Annotated in this window: 17 protein-coding genes and 2 pseudogenes; 13 read left to right on the top strand and 6 right to left on the bottom strand. The window is 72.4% G+C overall.

Annotated features, from left to right (window positions below):
* Positions 1-97 precede the first annotated feature (97 nt).
* The 7 genes from BIV25_RS07065 (at position 98) to BIV25_RS07035 (ending at position 9,100) form a co-directional block, all read left to right on the top strand.
* A complete protein-coding gene (locus tag BIV25_RS07065; RefSeq protein WP_071371382.1) occupies positions 98-907 on the top strand; it encodes an ABC transporter ATP-binding protein in 810 nt (269 codons plus the stop codon).
* Positions 908-977: 70 nt separating this feature from the next.
* Positions 978-1,988 carry an ABC transporter substrate-binding protein gene (locus BIV25_RS07060; RefSeq protein WP_071371280.1) on the top strand — a complete coding sequence of 337 codons (1,011 nt, stop codon included), beginning with the start codon at positions 978-980 and terminating at the stop codon, positions 1,986-1,988.
* Positions 1,989-2,081: 93 nt separating this feature from the next.
* On the top strand, positions 2,082-3,257 hold the full coding sequence (locus BIV25_RS07055) for an acetyl-CoA carboxylase biotin carboxylase subunit family protein (RefSeq protein ID WP_071371279.1): 1,176 nt from the start codon (positions 2,082-2,084) through the stop codon (positions 3,255-3,257).
* The gene (locus tag BIV25_RS07050; protein ID WP_071371278.1) at positions 3,254-4,957 is read left to right on the top strand and encodes an IucA/IucC family protein; all 1,704 of its coding nucleotides are present in this window, start codon (positions 3,254-3,256) and stop codon (positions 4,955-4,957) included. Before BIV25_RS07055 ends, BIV25_RS07050 begins: the two co-directional genes overlap by 4 nt.
* Positions 4,954-6,156, top strand: a complete 1,203-nt coding sequence (locus BIV25_RS07045) for an MFS transporter (protein WP_071371277.1) — start codon at positions 4,954-4,956, stop codon at positions 6,154-6,156. Before BIV25_RS07050 ends, BIV25_RS07045 begins: the two co-directional genes overlap by 4 nt.
* Positions 6,156-7,880 (top strand): IucA/IucC family siderophore biosynthesis protein, encoded by a 1,725-nt coding sequence (locus BIV25_RS07040; RefSeq protein WP_071371276.1) that lies wholly within the window; start codon positions 6,156-6,158, stop codon positions 7,878-7,880. Before BIV25_RS07045 ends, BIV25_RS07040 begins: the two co-directional genes overlap by 1 nt.
* On the top strand, positions 7,877-9,100 hold the full coding sequence (locus tag BIV25_RS07035) for a type III PLP-dependent enzyme (RefSeq protein WP_071371275.1): 1,224 nt from the start codon (positions 7,877-7,879) through the stop codon (positions 9,098-9,100). The genes BIV25_RS07040 and BIV25_RS07035 overlap by 4 nt, the downstream gene beginning before the upstream one ends.
* Before the next feature lie 45 nt (positions 9,101-9,145).
* Here the strand turns inward: BIV25_RS07035 and BIV25_RS07030 are convergent, their stop codons facing one another.
* The 4 genes and pseudogenes from BIV25_RS07030 to BIV25_RS52425 all read right to left on the bottom strand — a co-directional run.
* Complete coding sequence (locus BIV25_RS07030) at positions 9,146-9,724, bottom strand: TetR/AcrR family transcriptional regulator (RefSeq protein WP_071371274.1); 579 nt, start codon at positions 9,722-9,724, stop codon at positions 9,146-9,148.
* Between the two features lie 633 nt (positions 9,725-10,357).
* Positions 10,358-10,849, bottom strand: a complete 492-nt coding sequence (locus BIV25_RS07025; protein ID WP_071371273.1) for a peptidylprolyl isomerase — start codon at positions 10,847-10,849, stop codon at positions 10,358-10,360.
* Between the two features lie 127 nt (positions 10,850-10,976).
* On the bottom strand, positions 10,977-11,528 hold the full coding sequence (locus BIV25_RS52430; RefSeq protein WP_256255657.1) for a hypothetical protein: 552 nt from the start codon (positions 11,526-11,528) through the stop codon (positions 10,977-10,979).
* A 68-nt stretch (positions 11,529-11,596) separates the two neighbouring features.
* A pseudogene (locus tag BIV25_RS52425) lies at positions 11,597-11,884 on the bottom strand (MFS transporter); the annotation flags it as partial.
* A 156-nt stretch (positions 11,885-12,040) separates the two neighbouring features.
* On the opposite strand from BIV25_RS52425, the gene BIV25_RS07015 reads away from it, so the two are divergent.
* Positions 12,041-12,535 (top strand): GNAT family N-acetyltransferase, encoded by a 495-nt coding sequence (locus BIV25_RS07015; RefSeq protein WP_071371272.1) that lies wholly within the window; start codon positions 12,041-12,043, stop codon positions 12,533-12,535.
* A gap of 392 nt (positions 12,536-12,927) precedes the next feature.
* A pseudogene (locus BIV25_RS07010) lies at positions 12,928-13,086 on the top strand (DUF1330 domain-containing protein); the annotation flags it as partial.
* Positions 13,087-13,134: 48 nt separating this feature from the next.
* On the opposite strand, the gene BIV25_RS07005 reads toward BIV25_RS07010, so the two are convergent.
* Positions 13,135-13,797, bottom strand: a complete 663-nt coding sequence (locus tag BIV25_RS07005) for a DUF3566 domain-containing protein (RefSeq protein WP_256255648.1) — start codon at positions 13,795-13,797, stop codon at positions 13,135-13,137.
* Between the two features lie 946 nt (positions 13,798-14,743).
* Positions 14,744-15,442, bottom strand: coding sequence for a TetR/AcrR family transcriptional regulator (locus BIV25_RS06995; RefSeq protein WP_371272996.1), 699 nt, complete (start codon positions 15,440-15,442; stop codon positions 14,744-14,746).
* Positions 15,443-15,578: 136 nt separating this feature from the next.
* Between BIV25_RS06995 and BIV25_RS06990 the strand changes: the two genes are divergently transcribed.
* The 4 genes from BIV25_RS06990 to BIV25_RS06975 all read left to right on the top strand — a co-directional run bounded on the left by BIV25_RS06990 (position 15,579) and on the right by BIV25_RS06975 (position 19,319).
* On the top strand, positions 15,579-16,769 hold the full coding sequence (locus BIV25_RS06990) for a cytochrome P450 (RefSeq protein ID WP_071371270.1): 1,191 nt from the start codon (positions 15,579-15,581) through the stop codon (positions 16,767-16,769).
* Between the two features lie 8 nt (positions 16,770-16,777).
* Entirely contained in the window at positions 16,778-16,996 is a 219-nt protein-coding gene (locus BIV25_RS06985) for a ferredoxin (protein WP_071371269.1), read from the top strand.
* A gap of 477 nt (positions 16,997-17,473) precedes the next feature.
* Positions 17,474-18,442 (top strand): 5-dehydro-2-deoxygluconokinase, encoded by a 969-nt coding sequence (iolC, locus tag BIV25_RS06980; protein ID WP_071371380.1) that lies wholly within the window; start codon positions 17,474-17,476, stop codon positions 18,440-18,442.
* 4 nt (positions 18,443-18,446) lie between these two features.
* Positions 18,447-19,319 carry an aldolase gene (locus tag BIV25_RS06975; RefSeq protein ID WP_071371268.1) on the top strand — a complete coding sequence of 291 codons (873 nt, stop codon included), beginning with the start codon at positions 18,447-18,449 and terminating at the stop codon, positions 19,317-19,319.
* The last annotated feature ends 114 nt before the right edge of the window (positions 19,320-19,433 follow it).

Below are 19,433 nucleotides of genomic sequence, written 5' to 3'. Positions count from 1 at the left end.
CTCTCGACAGCCACGTACCACCGGCGGCGCCCCGGACGCCCGCCCGCAGTCGCACATCACCGGCGCACCGCACGCGCACGCGCATCAGGAGTCGCACATGACCAACCAGCTTCGCGCCGAGGGTCTCGACCTGCACTACGGCGAGCGCCTCGTCGTCGGCGGGCTCGATCTGGCCCTGCCCGGGGGTGCCGTCACCGCGATCGTCGGCCCCAACGCCTGCGGGAAGTCGACCCTGTTGCGCGGGCTGAGCCGGCTGCTCGCCCCGGCCGCCGGAACGGTCACACTGGACGGCGCCGACATCCACCGTATGTCCGCGCGGACGCTGGCCCGCAGGGTGGGACTGCTGCCCCAGCAGCCGGTCACGCCCGAGGCGATCACCGTGGAGGCGCTCGTACGTCTGGGCCGCTATCCGCACCAGCGGCTGCTCAGCCCCTGGTCGGCCGCCGACCAGCGGGCGGTGGACCAGGCCCTGGAGCGCACCGGCACCACCGCGCTGCGCGACCTCCCGGTGGACCAGCTCTCCGGCGGCCAGCGCCAACGCGCCTGGATCGCCCTGGCGTTGGCGCAGGACACCGAGCTGCTGCTGCTCGACGAGCCGACCACCTTCCTCGACCTGCGCCACCAGCTCGACGTCCTCGACCTGGTCGCCGCCCTGCACGCCGAGGCGGGCCGCACCGTGGTGATGGTGCTGCACGACCTCGGACAGGCCGCCCGCTACGCGGACCACATGGTGGTGCTCAGCGACGGCCGCCTCGCCGCCGCCGGCGCCCCGGCCGACGTCCTCGACGAGGAGCTGGTCAAGTCCGTGTTCCACGTGGAGTGCCGGGTGATCCCGGACCCGGAGACCGGCACCCCCCTGGTCATCCCGAAGGGCAGTGCGGTCCGGCACCCCGCCGCGACCGCCTGACCTCGGCACACCTGTCACCGCCCGAACACCACACCCGTCAGCACCTACCGGACCTACCAGAGAGACCCCCATGTCCCAGCGCTCTCCCCTGCGCGGAATCAGCCGGCTGCTCACCGTGCTGCTCTCCGTCGTCCTCGGCACGGCCGTACTGGCCGCGTGCGGCAGCGAGAAGTCCGACCCGGCCAGCACCGCGGGCTCGGCACCGGCCGGGTTCCCGCGCACCCTCAAGACCGTGATGGGCGACGTGAAGATCCCGTCGAAGCCGAAGCGCGTCGTCGTGCTCGACACCGGTGAGCTGGACGACGTCACCCTGCTCGGCATCGACCCGGTCGGCGCGGTCGCCCCGCACTTCAAGACCGAGGGCGGCTTCCCGACGTACCTGAAGGGCGAGCTGAGCGGCACCGCCGACGTCGGCCCGCTGCTCGAACCCAACCTGGAGAAGATCGCCTCCCTCAAGCCCGACCTGATCCTGTCCTCCAAGGTCCGGCACGAGAAGATCTACGACAAGCTCAGCGCCATCGCGCCCACCGTCTTCACCGCGACCACCGGTGGTGTCTGGAAGGAGAACCTGAAGGTCCACGCCCGGGCGCTCGGCCTGGAGAAGGAGGCCGCCACGAAGCTCAAGGAGTACGAGACGCGGGCGAAGGCCCTGGGCGAGGCCATCAGGAAGAAGGACGGCGGCACCATGCCGACCGCGTCCGTGGTCCGCTTCATCGCCGGCCCGACCCGCCTCTACCAGACCAACTCCTACAGCGGCGTCGTCCTCGCCGACATCGGCCTCAAGCGGCCCGCGTCCCAGATCTCCGACGACCCCGACGTCACCATGCGGGACGTCAGCCCGGAGGAGATCGACCGGGCCGACGCCGACCTGATCTTCGTGACGACCGCCGACACCCCGGACAAGACCCAGGAGAAGCAGGTCACCTCCAACCCCGTCTGGAAGGACCTGTCGGCCGTCAGGAACGGCAAGGTCCACGACGTCCCCGACGAGACCTGGATGTCCGGCATCGGTGTCCAGGCGGCCGGACAGGTCCTCCAGGACGTCGCCAGGGCAACCGGCGTGCGCCTCCCGCAGAAGTAGCTCCCGCTCCCCGAGGTGGGCCGCACCTCAGGTCACAGAGTGCGGCCCGCCGCCGCCAACACCCAACCCGTCAGCGGGGGTTGTTCCTCACCCATGCGTCTGTACCTGCTCGCCCTCAATCCGACGGACTCCGTCACCGAGGGCTTCCTGCCCGCCGCCGCCCGGCTGGGCCTGGACGTCACCGTCCTCTCCGACCAGCCCGAAGGCCATCACCGCACCCACCCGGACATCGAGGTCCTGGAGTGCGACGTCCGCGACCATCACGCCGTCGTCACCCGCATCTCCACGCACCACCGCCCCGACGCGGTCTTCACCAACAGCGACCACCTCCAGGTCCAGGCCGCCCTGGCCGCCGCCTACTTCGACCTGCCCGGCAAGGACTGGCGGGCCGCCCTGCGCACCAAGGACAAGGCCGAGATGCGGCGCCGGCTCGCCGCGGCGGGCGTGGACACGGTGTGGTCGGCCGAGCTGACCGAGGCCGTCGCACCCGACGACGCCCCGTACCCCTGTGTCCTCAAGCCGCGCGAGGGTGTCGCCAGCGAGGACGTCGTCCTCGTCCACGGCCCCGAAGAACTCACCGCCCACGCCAAGGAGATCCTTCGACGACGTCCGGGCGCGGTCCTGGTCGCCGAGGAGTACCTCCCCGGTGAGCTGTTCACCCTGGAGACCCTCGGCGACGGGCGGCACCGCCACCTCCTGGGCGGCTTCCGCACCGAGCTGTCGCCACCGCCGTACTTCGTCGAGGAGCGGATGACGTACGTCCCCGCCCACCCCGGGCCGGTGACCGAGCAGGTCCTGGCCCAACTGGACGCCCTGGGTGTGGGGTTCGGCGCGTGTCACACCGAGTTCGTGGTGCACGAGGGGCGGGCGGGGCTCATCGAGGTGAACTACCGGGCCATCGGCGACCAGTGCGACCTGCTGCTCGCCCGGCTGCTGGAGATCCCGCTCTTCGAGCACATCCTGCGCACCCATCTGGGCGAGCCCCTCCCGGCCGACCTGGGCGCCCGCCGCGACCGTGCCGCGCGGCTGGAGTATCCGTGCGCCGACCGCGCAGGAATCCTCGTGTCGGCCCCGGCCGCCTGCGAACGCACGGTCGACGGCGTCCATCTGACGTACCGTCCGCTGCGGACGGCGGGCGAGCGGCACGAACTGCACCACACGAACCGCGACTATCTGGGCGTCCTGCGGGCCGTGGGCACCGACGGGCCGGCGGTGGAGCGGGTGTCGGCCGGGTTCCTGGCAGACGAGCGCTGGGAGATCCGGCCGTGACCGCGCCGACGGTCACGGACGCCTGTGAGGCCGCGCTGCTCCGGCGGGTCCTCGGCGCGCTGCTGCGTGAGGACGTGGTCGGGCTGCGCAGCCGCAGTACGCTCGAACACCGCCCGGACGGCGTCTGGTTGCGGCTGCCCGCCGAGTCCGGCGCCCTGCTGCTGCCGGTCGCCGACGACGGCTACCAGTGCGCGTACGCCGCCCGGCTGCCCCTCCTGCTGCGCGAGCCGGACGGCACCGCACTGACCTCGTGCGACACCGTGCTGGGCGCCCTGCGCGAACTCGCCGAGCCCGTGGACCGCGCCGGCTTCGACGCGTTCGCCGAGGAATGCCGGCAGACACACGACACGATGCGGCTGCACGCTCGGACCCGGGCGGACGTCGAGGGGCGGCTGACCGCCCGGTACGGGCCGGATCCGGCCCACTGGAGCGGCCTCGCCCTCGACACGCTCGCCGCCCGGACCGACCATCCCGTCTACCCGACCGCACGCGGCCGTTCGGGACTGAGCGAGCGACAACTGCGTTCCTATGCCCCGGAGTTCCATCCCCGCTTCGCACTGCGCTGGCTGGCCCTGCCGCGCGCGGCGGTCACCCTGACCGGGAGCCTGCCCGAACTGTGGCCCCCGCCGGCCCAGCTCGGTCTGTCCGGGACCGGCCGCGACGAGGTGCTGCTGCCCGTCCATCCGCTGACCGCCGGCCCGGCACTCGACGACGCCCTGCGGGCCACGGGACTGTCGGCAACAGCCCGGCTGTCCGAACACGCCCGCCTCGATGTCGTACCGACGCTGTCGATGCGTACGGTAGCCACCGTCGCGGACCCCGCGCTGCACCTCAAACTCCCCCTGGCCACCGCGACGTTGGGGCTGCGCAACAAGCGGACGATGAAGCCCGGCACGCTCGTCGACGGCGCGGCGGGACAGCGGCTGCTGGAGGCGGTCATCGCACGTGAACCGCGCTTCCGGGACGCGATCCTGCACGCCGACGAGACGACCTACGCACACGCCGGCCATGAACTGCTCGCCGTGCTGTGCCGCCGACTCCCGCCCGGCCTCGACGACTCCGCCGTCGTACCGCTCGCCGCGCTCCTCGCCGAGGCACCCGGCGGACGCACGGTCCTCGACCACCTCGCCGACCGCTTCTACGGCAGTGACCCGCTCGCCCTGCTGGACGCCTTCCTGACGCTGCTGTTCGACTGGCAGACCACCCTGTTCGCCTACGGCATCGCCCTGGAGTCGCACCAGCAGAACGTCTCGCTCGTGCTGCGCCCGGGCAGCCTGCGTCTGTTGTTCAAGGACAACGACGGGCCACGCGTCAACTCCGCACGGCTGGCGGCGCGGCTCCCCGGTCCCTGGGGATTCGACGATCCCCGGATCCTCACCGTCGAAGACGGGCCGCTCGCCGACCTGTTCGCGACGATCACCGTCCACCTGTGCGCCGGCTCCTACGCCTTCGGACTCGCGCGGCATCGCGACGCGCTGCTGGCGCTGATCCGACACCGGCTCTCGGAGGCGGCCGACCGGGTCGGCGGCCGGGCGGGGACCGTCCTGCGGGAGCGCGTCCTCACCGCGCCCAGGCTGCCGGTGAAGGCGATGGTCACCGCCGGGACGTTGCTGGCCAAGGAGCGGTCCGGCGCGGCGGACATCAACAAGCACTACACCACCGGACCCAACTACCTGCTCCCCTCGGGAGGTTCCGCATGACTGCCGAGGCCGTGCGGATGCCGGCGACGACCGCGTTCGGCCGCGGACACGTCCACGCCGTGGCCGGCTGCTACTTCGTGGCCTCCTTCGCGGCGCTCGGGCTGCCGCCGTACCTCACCGCGATCCTGCCGGAACTGGGCGACCGGCAGGCGCGCTGGGCGGGTGTCCTGTACGTCGTGCCGACGGTGTTCGGCGCCGTGGGCGCCCCGCTGTGGGGACGCCTCGCCGACCGCCACGGACGCAAACGGCTTCTGTTGCGTGCCCAGTTGGGGCTGGCGGTGGCCTTCGTACTGGCGGGCTGGGCGGACTCGCTGGCGACGTTCACGCTGGCGCTGGTGTTCCAGGGCATCCTCGGCGGCACGTTCGCCGCCTCCAACGGCTATCTGGGCGCGGCCCTGGAGGGCCCGGCCCTGTCCAGGGCGCTCACCCTGATGCAGGGCAGCGCGCGGGCCGCACTCGTCGTGGCGCCTGTCGTCGTCGGCTCGCTGTCCGGCTGGCTGTCACCGCACCGCCAGTACGTCCTGCTCGCCGTACTGCCGCTGGCCGCCGCGCTGTTGCTCGCCGCGCTGCCCGAACCGGGTCCGGCCGCAGTGGAGTCGGCGGCCGGGCCGGAGGCGTTCACGGGGGAGCCGCCGCTGGTGTCGCTGACGGCGCTGTACGCCCTGGAGTTCGCCTTCGTGTTCTGCACCGTCATCTCCTTCCCGTATCTGATCGCCCTGGTCGACGACCGGCTCCCGGGCACCTCCCCGGCCCTCTCCGGCCTGCTGTTCGCCCTGCCGCACCTGTGCTACCTGGTGACGGCGCTCGCCGTGCACGCCGCTTTCCGCTCCCGTCCGCTGACCGGTATCGCGCTGGGTTTCGCCTGCATAGCGCTCGGGCTCGCCGGACACGCGGTGGCCTACTCGCTGCCCGCGCTGATCGCCGTACGACTGCTGCTCGGCGCCGGGCTCACCCTGGGGCTGGTGTGCCTGTCGATACTGGCGGCCGACTGTGCCAGGGGCAGGGCGCCCGGCGGGATGTTCGGGTCGCTGGAGTTCTTCTCCAAGGCCGGCGCGGTCGCCGCCGGCATAACCGCGGCGGCCGGCAGCGCGCGCTTCGGCCCGGCCGCCCCCGTCCTGGTCGGCGGCACGGCCGCCGCCGCGACCGTCCTCACCACCCTCGTCCCCCCACTGATCCACCGGACCCGCAGGAGCCGTTGATGCCCTCCCTGACCCAGTCGGCCAGGACCACCACCGCACTGCCCGCCGCCGACGACGCGGTGGCCCACACTCTGCTCAACTGCCTGCTGCGCGAGGTGTCGGGGCCCGAGCACCAGAGCGTCGTCCACGACGGACATCTGCTGCTGCGGCTCCCGCGCCGCGGGGTCCTCCTCCGCGTCGCCCTGCGCCGCACCTCGCTGCTGGGCGCGCACCGGTTCACCGGGCCGGTACTGGAGCGGCACGAGAGCGGCTGGCGGGAGGTGGACTGGCGGCGGCTGGCCGCGCACACGCAGGACGAGCTGTCGCTGCGGACGGGGGTGCACAACGAGGAGTTCCTGGAGCAGATCGCCTCCAGCCATGCCGCCGTCGCGACCGCGCTCCTCGCACCCCGACCCGCCGACCTGCCCGACGACCGGCTCTCCGCCTACCTCGCCTCCGAGCAGTCCCTGCTGTTCGGACACCGCTTCCACCCCACTCCCAAGGCCCGCACCGGCGATCCGCGCGCCTGGTCCGCGTACGCTCCGGAGGTCGGTGCCGCGTTCCCGCTGCGGCACCTCGCGGTCCGCGCCCACCTGATCGCCGAGGAGTCGGCCGAGCCGTCGGCGAGTGCCGCACTGGACCGCCTGCGCCCGGATGTCCCGGACGGCTTCCGGCTGCTGCCCGCCCACCCCTGGCAGTACGACACCCTCCGGGCACACCCGGCGCTGCGCGCCGCCCTCGACCGGGGCGACGTCGTCGACCTCGGCCCGGGCGGCCGGCCCTTCGCCGCCACCGCCTCGGTGCGCACCCTGTACGACGGGGACACCTTCCTCAAGTTCAGCCTGAACGTGCGGATCACCAACTGCCTGCGCAAGAACAGCAGTTACGAGCTCTCCGGCGCCGTCGCCCTGACCCGCGTGCTCGCTCCGGCCCTCGCCGACCTGGCCGACCGGTTCCCCGGCAGCGCCGTGCTCCGCGAACCGGCGTACCGCACGCTGGCCCTCCCCGGCCCGGACGGCACTCCGATCCGGGAGCTGTTCGAGGGCTTCGGAGTCATCGTGCGCGAAGGCCTGCCGCAGCGGCTGGCACCGGGCACCACTCCCCTGCTGGCGGCGGCCGTCGCCGACGAGTACCCGACCGGCGCCGCACACATCTCGCGTCTGCTGGCGGGGGCGGACGAGCGGGCGGCCCTCGACTGGTGGTCGGCGTATCTCGACCTGCTCGTCCCGCCCGTGCTGGCCGCCTGCTTCGACCATGGGCTGGTCCTGGAACCCCACCTCCAGAACGTCCTGATCTGTGTCGACTCCCACGGCAGGCCCGCCCAGGTGCTCTTCCGCGACCTGGAGGGCACGAAGCTGGTCCCCGAGCACCACGCCGGGACGCTGGCCGCGCTGCCGCCCGAGGTCGCGGGACCGATGACGTACGACTCCCAGCGCGGCTGGGACCGGGTCGTCTACTGCCTGCTGGTCAACCACGTCGCCGAGCTGCTCGCCGCGCTCGCCGACCTGCACCCGCGGGCGGAGGCCGCGCTGTGGGCCCGGGTTCGCGCCGTGCTGGAGACGTACTCCGACCGGTTCGGCCGCCCGCCCCGCCTCGCCGCCCTGCTCGCCGGCGTGCCCCTGCCCGCCAAGGCCAACCTCCTCACCCGCTGGGAGCGCAAGGCCGATCGCGACGCGGGCTACGTCCGGCTGCCGTCCCCGCTCGCCGAGGACATCCTGCGCGACACGGCCGGGAGCACCCGATGACCGCACCGACCCCCGCGGTCCGCGACCGCGCCCTGTCCCTTCCCTCCTCCGAACTCCCCTCCTACCTCTACGACTTGGTGGCCCTGCGGTCTCATGCCGCCGCGGTCCGGGACGCACTTCCGGAGCGGGTCGAGGTGTACTACGCGGCCAAGGCCAACCCGGAACCGGAGATCCTCGGCGCGCTCGACCCGTATGTCGACGGCTACGAGGTCTCCTCAGGCGGCGAACTCGCCCACGTCGCCGAGGCGGTGCCGGACCGGCCGCTCGCCTTCGGCGGGCCCGGCAAGACGCCGGACGAGATCACGGCCGCGCTGGAGCACGGCGTCGACCGCTTCCACGTGGAGAGCGTCCACGAACTGGGCATGCTGGCCGAGCTGGCGCGCAGACACGTGCCCGGGCAGCGGGTGGCGGTACTCCCCCGGGTCAACCTGGCAGTGCCGGAGGGGGCGTTGACGAGCAGCTCACTGGCGATGGGCGGGCGTCCGACGCCGTTCGGGCTGGATCCGGCTCGTGCGGGCGCCGTCGTGCGCGCGCTGAGCGACGGCACGTATCCGCAGCTCGCACTGCGCGGCATGCACGCCCACCTGGCCAGCGGCCTGGAGGCGGCGGAACAGCTCGCGGTGGCGGAGTCGGTGGTCGACTGGGCCATGGGGCTCGGGGTACCCCTCGCCGAGGTGAACGTCGGCGGCGGCATGCACGTCGACTACACGTCCCCGGAGCGCCGCTTCGACTGGACGGCGTACGGCCGGGGACTGGCCCGCCTCACCGCCGCACATCCCGGGCTGACCCTGCGCATCGAGCCGGGGCGGGCGCTGACGGCGTACTGCGGCTGGTACGCCACCGAGGTGCTGGACGTGAAGCCCAGCCACGGCGAGGAGTTCGCCGTCGTCCGCGGCGGCACCCATCATCTGCGCACCCCGGCGACGAAGGGCCACGACCAGCCCTGCGCCGTCCTGCCGGTGGACACCTGGCCGCACCCGTGGCCGCGGCCCGCCGCCGAGGGCGAGCGCGTCACACTGGCCGGACAACTGTGCACACCGAAGGACGTCCTGGCCCGCCGGGTACCGGCGCCGGGGCTCCGGGCCGGTGACCGCGTGCTGTTCGCGCTCGCGGGTGCCTACGCGTGGAACATCTCCCACCACGACTTCCTGATGCACCCCCGCCCCGGTTTCCACTTCCTGGACACCGAGGCCGACGCGCTCCCGCGTGCCGACGGATGAGGGGCGGCCGCGCCTCGACCGACAGGGCCGTACGGGACCGCAGCGCTACGACCGCTCCCCGCCGCCCGATCCGCCCCCTCCTGGCAGGTCCCGCACGGCGCGGGCGACCTCCGTGCCGAGGTCGTCGAGGCTGTGGTCGGGGCCGAGGATCATCCGGCGCAGCTGGGGCATCGCGATGCTCCAGCCGGCCAGAGCGAGGGTGAAGAACACCCGGGTGCGCGCGTCACCGCCCGCACCGCCGGACTCCGCCGCCTCGACCTTGTCCCGGTAGTGGCGGGTCCGGGCCTCCTCGGCCGGGACGGGCTGGTCGCCGATCTCCAGCGCCTCCCACATCACCAGACGCAGTGCCTCGGGCCGGGCCCGGTGATAGGCGAACAGGAGCTCCGCGTAGCCGGGCAGGTCCTCGCTGGGCGGTACGGCCTCGGCCAGCTCGGCCAGCGCGCGCTCCAGGACGACGGCGAAGAGCTTGTTCTTGTCACCGAAGTAGTCGTAGATCGCACGTTTGTTGGCCTTGGCCTCGGCGGCGATACGGTCCACCCGGGCGCCCGAGACGCCGTGTGCGGCGAACTCCTGCGTCGCCGCCGCGAGAATGCGTTCCCTGGTCGCTGCCGAGTCGTATGCCATGCGCCCATGCTAACGAACCAGTTCGTTTGCGAGCGCGGGCGGCGACGGCCTGCGCCTCCTGGAGCCGTCGCCGAAGGCAAGGGGCGCTCCTTCGGGCTGAGCGAGGCCGGTCCGGACGTCATCCGGCGGGCCCATGCCGTGCATCGGCTTCGTGCCGTGCTCCCCGCCGGACCGCGTCTTCCTGGCCGGCGCGGTGAAACCGGCCGCCGGGTATCCCTCGGACGACATGCGCGGCTTCGACGAGCGCCGGCGGCCCGGAAACCACGAGAAGAACCGCGCCGCCGTCCGTGCCGTTGACGGCCCTCGCGACGGCCAAGGGCATCACGATCACCTAGCTGACGCTGACCTGGCCGCCGGCCCAGGACGACGACATCGTGCCGATCCCGGGCACCCGCAGCCCGCACCGGATGGCGGAGAACGGCGCGGCCGGCGCCCGCTGCCCCGAGTCCACGATGCCGGCCTGATGGTCCCCAGCCGTCCGGGCCGAGGGGCGTGGGCCAAGGGCGGCGTCATCGACCCTGCGCGGGACACGCTGTCGACCGCGACCCCGGCGCGACCGTGGGGAGGGCCGCGAAGCCCGCACCGTGTCCGTGCGGCTCCGGTGCCGGGCCGCACGGACACACGTCACTGGGCTCAGGCCAGCTGCGCGGACACGATGGTGACCGGCTCCACCGGCACATCGCCGTGCCCGGCCCGGGACGTCGTGGGCACTCCCTCGATCGCGTCCACGAACTCGGTGCCCGCCACGACCTTCCCGAAGACCGCGTAACCCCAGCCGTCCTGACCCGGGTAGTTCAGGAAGTCGTTGCCATTGGTGTTGATGAAGAACTGCGCGCTCGCCGAGTGGGGGTCCGAGGTCCGGGCCATCGCCACCGTGTACTTGTCGTTGCGCAGGCCGTTCTTGGCCTCGTTCTCCACGCGCTGCGGCGCCGGGCGCTGCTGCATCTCCGGGGTGAAGCCGCCGCCCTGAATCATGAAGCCGGGGATCACCCGGTGGAAGATCGTTCCGTCGTAATGTCCGGCCCGGACGTACTCGACGAAGTTGGCCACCGTCTTCGGCGCCTTCGCCTCGTCGAGTTCCAGCGTGATGTCTCCGGCGGAGGTGTTCAGCAATACTTTGGTCATTCGGCCATCGTATGTCGCAGGCTGGGGAAACCCGGGAACCGGGCCGTCGTGACCGGCCGAGCACCGCGGGAGGGGCTCGGGCCAGCTGAGCCGAGGGGAGTCGCTTTCGTCACGGGCACAGAAACACTCACCATGGGCATGGGGGCCGGACCGCATGAGAGGCCCGCCGCCCATCGCCCTTCGGTCGCTTTCGGCTCTGGCCAGGCTTCGGCGGCCCTGTGCTCGCGGACGCGACGCGGCTCGTGCGGCGGCCCGACAATGTCCCCAGCCAGGAGCCGACACTGGCATCGGTGAAGCCGCAGGTCATATAGCCCACGATGCCGGCCGGGCCGCCCGCGAGGCCGGTCAGGAGGACGGCGCCGGAAGCGAGGGCGAGCAGAACGCACCACGGGTTGACGCGGTCGGGGCCGTACCGGTCGACCCGTCGGCCGGCCGCGGGTGCCAGGAACATGCTGGCCGCGTCGATCAGCGCGAGCAGGGCGACCGCGGTCCAGGCCGCACTGAACGCGCCGAAGACCGTGACCTGGACGTAGAGCGACCTCCGCGGCAGCGGCTCGTGACGCAGCAGGCGAAGCGTGTCGGCGAGCAGGGTGGGACAGCGGTCACGCGCGGTCGCGGCACCGCGTGGCAGGGCGAAGCCGAGGGCGAGGGCCGGCAGGCCGGTGAGAGCGGCCGCCACCAGGTACGGGCCCGCCAGCCCAGGTGTTCGCCCAGTACGCCGCCGAAGGCACGCGCCAGCAGAATGCCGCCGACCAGACCCGCCTGGAGCGTGCCGGTCACAGCACCCCGGCGCTCGGGCTCGACCATGCCCGCGGCCACGAACAGCAGGATCTGCGGAACGACGGTGGCGGCGCCCACGACCGCCTCGGCGGCGAGCAACGGCCCGAGGGCCGGGGCGAGTCCGGCCGCGAGCAGTGCGTACGCGGTGACGAGCAGCAGCGCGGTGACGAGCGGCCGCCGCGACAGCCGGTCGCCGAGGGGCACCAGCAGAAAGATCCCGGCGGCGTACCCGAGCCGCGTGACGGTGGCCAGCACGGCGGCCGAGTCCCGGCCGACGGCGAAACCGCGGGCGATCAGCGGGGTGACGGCCTGCGGAAAGTGGGCGTCGCACGGTCAAACGAACCAGTTGGTTCTTACCGCGTCCTACGATGGGCTGTCGACGAACCGGTCGCACATCGAGAGAGGAACGGCATGCCCGCTCTGCGCCAGGCCCGCGTCTGCGACCACGGAGCGATCGTCGAGTGCGTCCAACGCTGGTGGACGGACTCACGCAGCCCCGAGCAGGCCCGGGAGTTGTCCCTGCTGCTGCCCAGACTGTTCCTCCAGTTCTTCTCCGCCACCAGCCTCGTCCTGGAGGACGACTGCGGCATCAGGGCGTTTCTCGTCGGCTTCCACTCGGCCGACAACGACACCGAGGCGTACATCCACTTCGTGGGAGTTGCTCCGGAACTGCGCGGACGGGGCGTGGCCCGCGACCTCTACGCGACGTTCTTCCGACGTGCCGCCGAGGCGGGCCGCGCGGAGGTGCGCGCGATCACCTCACCGACGAACACGGGCTCCATCGCCTTTCACCGCGCCATGGGGTTCGCTGTGGAGCGCGGGGACCGAGAGATCGGCGGCCTGCCCGTGCACACCGACTACGACGGCCCTGGGCAGGACCGGGTGTGCTTCCGCAGGAGCCTCTGACACGGCCCGTCCGGTGACGAGACGACCCCGGCCCTGTCAACCGGTGACGGACGGCCGGGTCCGCTCGTAGATGGTCCCGCCGGGTATGAACCAACCCGCTGTCTTCCGCACCGCGGGGCTCGGGTCACTTGCCTGGGACGAACCAGGTCCGCTCCCGGTGCGCAGGTGTCCCACCCCTCACGCACAGCCGCGTTCGGGTCCCGCGGCCCGGCACGGACGGCGCCCACCGCGCTGTCCCCACGTCGCAGCAACTCGCGATACGCGGCGACGGTCCGCTGAGGATCACAGCACGTCCCGCCGAACAGGTTTCCATGCCCACGCTGGCCGAGGCGTCGATCCTTCACCACGGGGGTCGCTACGTCGTCCGCGGTGCCTGACCGGACGCCGTCGAAGGGGCCTGGCCTTCCGGACAGCGGCTCGTCATCGTCGAGTTCCCGGACATGGAACGGGCCAAGGAATGGTACGCCTCGCCCGAATACGCGCAGGTGCTGAAGATACGTCAGGTCGCACTCGAACGCCGGCTCCTGTTCGCCGAGGGCCTGCCCGAGTAGCCGTTCGCCTCAGCTCTCTTCTCTCCTCTCACCTGCCCTCTCTTCCCCTCAGTCCTCCTCGGCCCGCGAACGTCGTACGGCGTGGCAGGCCCGGGCCGGGATGTACGCGCGCAGCCGACGGCCGACGCGGCCCCGGGCCCGGGCCATCACCAGCAGGGCCCGGGCTGCGGCCGGGGTGGGCCCAAGGTCGTTGGTCACGGCCACTTCGACACCGCCGTTGTACTGCGCTGACAGGTTGTAGATGAAGGTGCCCAACGTCGCCAGGAACGTACCCATGGCGACTTCCAGGGTGACGACGCCGATCGAGACCGCGAAGACGGTGCGCAGCTCCGGCAGGACGTCCGGGGCCATCGCTTCCACCATGAACCAGACGACGACAGCGGTGCCGACCGCGAGCGCACCGAGCCCGGTCAGGAGCAGGAAGCTCGTCACCATCACCGACCACGGATCCCCCTCCGATATGCGCATCCGCACCGTCCACACTCCGGGTCCCGGGCCCCGGTCGGGGAGTGCCGGTGGCCGTGCCGCCGGTCTGTACGGGGCAGGAGGAGTTGAGGGCGGCACCGTCCGCTCCTCGGTGTGATCGGTGTGCCGGGTGCGCGACAGTTCGCCGACGGCTCCGTCGTTCCGTACGCCGTGGGCCCCGCCGCCCTGCTCCCGAGCCATCCGTCCGCGGGCGATGCTGCGGGGCCTGCGCCTGGCTCGACTCATGCCTGTCTCCCTGACTGGCGTGGCAGCCTCACATGAGCCCTCCCGCATCGAACGGGCCTGCGTCGACCGCCCTGCGGCCTTGGGGGGGCCTGCGGGTCCGTGCCTCCGACGGTATGGGCCCGGTCGGGATCACGCACCCGCAGCCGATGTCCCGAAACGCCTGGCGGCGGGCGCTGCCTGCGCCTGCGGTACCGCCTTCCCGGGCCGGGCCGCGCTCACGGGCGGCGCGGAACGACTCCGGACCATCGACGCCGAATGGGCGTACGGGCCTGTGGGTGACCGTCCTCCCCGTGGCCGATCCCGGCACCGGCCGCCTGATCGGCTCCGGCACCGGTCTCCGGACCCGGCGGGCGTGCCGGATCATCGAGTCCACGGGCCGGCCCGTGCCGTACCAGGACCCGCCGGACGCCACCCTGGGGAGACACGGGCGGACCCACGAGCGTGGGCGCCTCAGACTCCTGCCCCACGCGACGGGGACCCGGCCGGCGACGAAGGAGAGGTGCAGGGCTACCTCGTGAAGGGGCCGTGTCGTCCGTGGAGGACGGAGGCGTACCCCGCCGTCGGGCGCGCCCATGGCATCGGCGGCGACGGCGTCGGCGAGCGGCCGCCAGGGGACGTCGTCCGGCGCCAGTGCCGGTGTCAGTACCCGTGGTGCCGGTGGACGGGCAGCCGTCACTCCCGAGTTGCCGACCGTGCAGGACGTTCGGAGTCGCACGGCGCACGCGCGCCTCGCTTCACCTCACCTCACCGGACGGAGGCCCGGGACGGGCAGCACCGGTAAGGCCGGTCGCGGGCGGCCGTGCGACGGCTCGCCCCTCACCGGCGCCGACGACGGCGCGACACCGACCGCCCGGCTCGGGTTCGTCCGGCTCCGGTTCGTCCGGCCAGGCGGATTCGCCCGGTCCTGGTTCGCTCCGGCCGCCCCTCGGCGCGCCCGGCACCGGGACTACGGCCGCTCGTCGGACCGTTGCCCGGCTCCCTCGCCCCCGGCCGCCGCCCCGTCCCGCAGGAGCCCGTCGAGCGCCGTGAGCACATGCCCGCAGATCTTGTCCGGTTCGGCGCTGGCGAGCGGTTCCTGGCCCACCACGACCCGCATCAGACCGATGCCGAGCAGCCAGGCCATGGCGAGCTGGGCACGCAGCTTGCTGTCGTCGGCCGTGGAGAGGGCGGCGAGCGCGGCGGCGTACTCCTCGCCCAGCGCGCGGACGGTGTCCGGAGCGGCGTCCGCACTGCCGATGGAACGCAGGTAGACGGCGAGCAGGCGGTCCGAACCGGGTTTGCCGCCGTCCGCGAGGACACCGCGCAGCGCCGTCTCGAACAGCCGCTCCGGGGGCGTGCCGTTCACCTGCTCCTTGCCTCCCTGCGCCATCACCTCTGTGAGCAGGGCCTTCTTGGATCCGAAGTAGCGGAATATGAGCGCCTGGTTCACCCCTGCACGGCCGGCGATGTCACGGACGGTGGCTGCCTCGTATCCACGCTCGGCGAAGACCGCACCCGCCGCGTGCAGGATGCGCGCGCGGGTCCCTCGGGCGTCGCGCGGACGGTGCGGGGTGTCTTCTCGCGGGGTGTCCTCGTGCCGGATGTCCCGCTGCGGCGGGCCACCGCCGGTCCGGTCCTGGTGAAGGGTCTGCTCGCTGGTGTCCACCCTCTGCTCCTTCTGCCGCCGTGGGCCCGCTCGCGCCTGCCGAGGAGCCGTCAGGGTAACGGCCGATTAGCGTCGTTGACCGGCCGGTGCGCACCTCCTAGCTTTGTAAGCACGTGATTACACCAGGGAGGCAGCAGTGACGGCAACGGACCACGCACCCCTCGCCTATCCCTTCAACTCCAGCGAGGATCTGGCCCTGTCGGAGGCGTACGAGCAGGCCCGTGACACGCCGGGGCTGTTACGCGTCCAGCTGCCCTACGGGGAACCGGCATGGCTCGCCACCCGCTATGCGGACGCTCGGCTCGTCCTCGGTGACCAGCGCTTCAGCCGTGCTCTGGCGCTCGCTCACGACGAGCCACGTGCCTCCGAGGGCCGGCGGGACAGCGGGATCCTCAGCATGGATCCGCCCGACCACACCCGACTGCGCTCGCTGGTCGCCAAGGCCTTCACCGTCCGCCAGGTGGAAAAACTCCGGCCGCAGATAAGGGAGTTGACGTCCACTCTGCTGGACGCGATGGAGGCGGCGGGCCCGCCGGTCGACCTGGTCGACCGCTACGCCCTGCCGATTCCGGTCGCGGTGATCTGCCGGCTTCTCGGGGTGCCGGAGGAGGACCGGCCGCGGTTCCGTGCCTGGAGCGACGCGGCGCTGTCCACCAGCTCGCTGACCGCCGAGGAGTTCGATCGCAACCGCGAGGAACTGCGCGCGTACATGGCCCAGTTGATCGGCGTACACCGGAAGGAGCCCCGGGACGACCTGATGACGGCGCTGATCGAGGCGCGCGACCACGACGACCGGCTCTCCGAGCTGGAGCTCGTCGACCTGTGCGTCGGCATCCTCGTCGCCGGCCACGAGACCACCGCCACCCAGATCCCCAACTTCGTGGTCACGCTGCTCGACCATCCGGAGGCGCTGTCCCTCCTCCGTGCCGAGCCGGAGCTGATCACCGGCGCGGTCGAGGAGCTGCTGCGCTTCGTCCCCCTGGGCAGCGGCGCCGGTCAGCCCCGGTACGCCAGGGAGGACGTCGAGGTGGGGGGCACCCTGGTGCGGGCCGGGGAGCCGGTGCTGGTCGCCGTCGGAGCGGCCAACCGCGACGCGTTGCGCTTCACCGCGGCCGGCACGCTCGACATCACCCGGAGCGGCAACGCCCACCTGGGTTTCGGTCACGGCGTCCACCACTGCCTCGGGGCTCCCCTGGCCCGCCTCGAACTCCAGGAGGCCATCGGCGCGTTGGTGACCCGGTTCCCCCGACTGCGCCTCGCCGGTGACATCACGTGGAAGACCGAAATGCTGGTACGCGGCCCCCGCGTGATGCCGGTGGGATGGTGAGGCGGCCCATGAGCTGGGAGTTGCGCATCGACCCCGACCGTTGTATCGGCTCCGGTATGTGCGCCGGAACGGCACCGGACCTGTTCGCCCTCGACGGCGACCACGCGCATCCCGTGCACGAGCATCTCACCGAGCACGACGAGCGCGCGCTGGAAGCCGCCGACATCTGCCCGATGACGGCCATCACCGTGCGGGACGCCGACGGAACGGAAATCGCGCCCCGCTGAAACGCTCCGCCTACCGCCCTCCACTTATGGCGCCTCGCCGACGGCCCCGGCGCGAGCGCCCCGCGGAGCCCCACGACTTACTCCCTCACCCGGGTCGGCGTTGAACCGCCGACCCGGGTGAGGTCGTATCCCTGACACGTGCCGGACGTCCGAGACTTGGGACCACCCGTCGCCACATTGCGGAGGAGCTGCGCGTGAGCCCGGCAGGCCTGCGCCGCCCGCCACCGCCGCGGCCGCCCCGCCCCCCTGCCCGGCAGCACGCGTACGTCCGCGCCCTCCCCCGAGACATCTCGGTCCCCCTCCCCGGATACGACGACGCCCGCATACCACGAGCCGTCACTCCTCAACTTCGAGCTATTGACATGACATACGCACATGACCCATCGTACGGCGCTGGCGCGTGCTGACTGGGCGCTGGGGCGGATCACCGCCTGCTTCGACTCCCCGGGCTCCCCCGGAACGAAGGGAAACCGCGACATGCCGTTCGAAGTGCTGACCATGGGCCGTGTCGGAGTGGATCTGTATCCGCTCCAGACGGGAGTGGGGCTGGCGGAGGTCACGTCGTTCGGCAAGTACCTCGGCGGCAGCCCGACGAACGTGGCGGTGGCCGCCGCCCGGTACGGACACACGGCCGCAGTGATCACCAAGACGGGGCGGGACCCGTTCGGTGACTTCGTGCGCACGGCCCTGGACGGATACGGCGTCGCCAGCCGGTTCGTGGGGACGTCGGCGATCGCGCCGACGCCGGTGACGTTCTGCGAGATCTTCCCGACGGACGACTCCCCGCTCTACTTCTACCGGCTACCGAAAGCCCCTGACCTGGACATACACCACCAGGAACTCGACGTGGAGGCGGTGCGCGAGGCGCGCGTGTTCTGGCTGACGGGGACGGGTCTGAGCCAGGAGCCGAGCCGGTCGGCGACCCTGGCCGCGCTGGAGCACCGGGCCAGGGCCGGGATCACGGTCGTCGATCTGGACTGGCGGCCGGTGTTCCGGAACGGCCCGGACACCGCCCGCTCCGGGTACGCCGAGGCGTTGCGTCGCACGACTGTCGCGGTCGGCAACAGCGAGGAGTGCGCGGTCGCCACCGGTGAACGCGAGCCGTATGCCGCGGCGAAGGCGCTGCTGGCGGCGGGTGTGGAACTGGCGGTGGTGAAGCAGGGCCCCAAGGGCGTGCTCGCCATGGGGCGCGACGGAACGGCCGTTCAGGTGCCGCCGGTCCCGGTCGACGTGGTCAACGGGCTGGGTGCCGGTGGCGCCTTCGGTGGCGCGCTGTGCCACGGGCTGCTGTCGGGCTGGGACACCGGGCGGACGATCGCCTTCGCCAACGCGGCCGGCGCCATCGTCGCGGGCCGACTGGCCTGCTCGGACGCGATGCCGACCGAGACCGAGGTCGAGGACAGGCTCCGCGAGACGCGCCTTGTTTCCGCCGAGCGGAAGGCCTGAGCCTGTGCTGTCCGACCACGTGCGCCGGATCATGCAGGCCCGGGTCAAGGACCCCGGCGCGATCGCCGCCGCGGCCGCCCGCCGGGTCAAGGCGACGTCCCTGTCCGGTGAGCACGGCAAGACGATGATCATCGCCGCCGACCACCCCGCACGCGGCGCCAACGCCGTGGGCGGCAACCCGACGGCGATGGCCGACCGCTCCGAGCTGCTGGACCGGCTGTGCACCGCGCTGGAGCGCCCCGGCGTGACGGGTGTGCTGGGCACCGCCGACATCCTGGAGGACCTGCTCATACTCGGTGTCCTGGACGGCAAGAGTGTCTTCGGGTCGATGAACCGGGGCGGGCTTGCGGGTTCGGTCTTCGAGATCGACGACCGGTTCACCGGTTACGACGCCGAGACGATCGCCGCGATGGGCTTCGACGGAGGCAAGACCCTCACCCGCATCGCCCTCGGCGACCCCGCCACCCCCTCCGTACTGGAGAACACCGCGCGTGCCGTGAACGAGCTCAACGACCGCCGACTGATCGCCATGGTCGAACCGTTCATGTCGCAATCGCAGGACGGAAAGATCCGCAACGACCTGTCCACCGAGGCCGTGATCAAGTCGGTCACCATCGCCTCCGGACTCGGCCGCCGCACCGCCTACACCTGGCTGAAGCTGCCCGTCGTCCCCGACATGGACCGCGTACTGGCCTCCTCCACCCTCCCCACGCTCCTGCTCGGCGGCGAAGTCACCGACCCCGACGCCGCGTTCGCCTCCTGGAGCAAGGCCCTCAGGCTGCCCACCGCACAGGGTCTGGTCGTCGGCCGTTCCCTGCTCTACCCGGCGGGCGGCGACGTCGCCGGCGCCGTCGACAAGGCGGTGAGCCTGCTGTGAGCGACACGAGCAAGTACCGCCTGCCGAAGGGCAGAAGGCATCCGCTTCTGCACCCGCCCCAAGGTCGTCATCACCCGCTGGCCCCACGCCGAACAACACACCACCGCGGGCTTC

It is taken from the genome of Streptomyces sp. MUSC 14, assembly GCF_001866675.1.
GTDB lineage: Bacteria > Actinomycetota > Actinomycetes > Streptomycetales > Streptomycetaceae > Streptomyces.
The sequence above is the reverse complement of the archived record's forward strand: the minus strand, read 5'-3'. Positions and strand labels throughout refer to the sequence as shown.